Annotated in this window: 1 protein-coding gene; it reads left to right on the top strand. The window is 55.1% G+C overall.

Features of this window, described 5'->3' with window-relative positions; all coding sequences use genetic code 11:
• The coding region (locus AK963_RS29070; RefSeq protein WP_175404725.1) for a JAB domain-containing protein at window positions 1-1,326 on the top strand (1,326 nt) is incomplete at both ends.

The raw sequence follows: 1,326 nt of genomic DNA, 5'->3' as shown, positions 1-1,326 counted from the left end.
AGATCGTATCTGCAATACGGGCATCTGTTGACCCCCGAACAGAAGAAGGAAATGAGAGCCAATCAGAAGAAGATTCTGGACGCACAATCCGAGTTCGACAAATTGATGAGGGAACCGGACGCTACCGGGTCGGAGAAGGCGAAGAAGGAGAAATAGAAGAACGAAAACGCCGCAGCAAAAAATCAGATCTGGAAGATGCCGGACAGAAAGACCTGTTCGCCTCCCCAGACCTTTCCGGTGACGAACGGAAACAGCAGATCATCGAGAACCAGCATGTTCTGGTTAAGCACGTTGAAACGGGAACCATCAGAGCTGGCACCGACACCATCCACACCTACGACGATCTTGCGCACTTTATCGCCCCGATTCGCAAGCTGGCGCAGGAAGAGATGCTTGCCATTGTGCTTGATGGCAATGACAAGGTGGTCAATGTCATTAAGCACAGCAAGGGGCAGAAAGCCTCTGCTTCCGTATCCCCATGGACACTGGCCGGTGCTGTGGTGGCGACACCCAATGCAAAATCCGTCTGGTTTGCCCATAACCATCCTTCCGGTGATCCTGAACCCAGTATGTCGGATGTGCATATTACCCATAGTCTGAATGAAGTACTGGATGGCAGTGGCGTGGTGAATATGGGTCATGCCGTGGTGGGTACCACAGGCCATGCAAAAATCATGGATGCAGATGGCACGGTGCTGATGGGAGCCGTGGCTCCCAAACGATTGGCTCGCAATAAGGCATTCCCCATTACCGAACGGCGGCTGCGCTTCAACCGGCCTTACATCAATTTCGGGTCACCGGAAGCGGTTCGCCCTTTTCTGGACACCATCAGCCCCAATGCCGTGGTGCTGCTGGATAGCAAATACAATGTCACTGGCGTCCTGCCGTTGTCGGACAGTGATCTGAAGACCCTGCGGCATCCAACCAACAACCCAGCGGCTGCCCGGATTATGACAGCACTGGACAGCACCAACAGCTCGTCGGTCATCCTGAAAAGCAGTGGCTCACCACTGGCCACGACAGGCACAAGTAATCTGATCCGGTTCTTCAACCGGGGCGACCGTATTCAGGTGTTGGATCACTTTACCGGCAAGGACGGCAGCTACCAGTCTGCCGCCGAAAGAGGAACACCAGACCTGAACGAACGGGGTTCCTTCTATGCCCTGCGCAAAGACAGCAGCGCCCGTGGCATCCAGTCTGGTCCCCTGCGTCTGAAGCTGAAGCCGCTGGAGCAGAAACTGGGGCAGGCCATCCACGTCCTGCAATCGGAAACTGAACTGCCCTCCAGCCTCTACCAGAAGGTAATCAGCGACAAGGCACAAGGCC

The organism is Endozoicomonas atrinae (genome assembly GCF_001647025.1).
Classification (GTDB): domain Bacteria; phylum Pseudomonadota; class Gammaproteobacteria; order Pseudomonadales; family Endozoicomonadaceae; genus Endozoicomonas; species Endozoicomonas atrinae.
The sequence above is the reverse complement of the archived record's forward strand: the minus strand, read 5'-3'. Positions and strand labels throughout refer to the sequence as shown.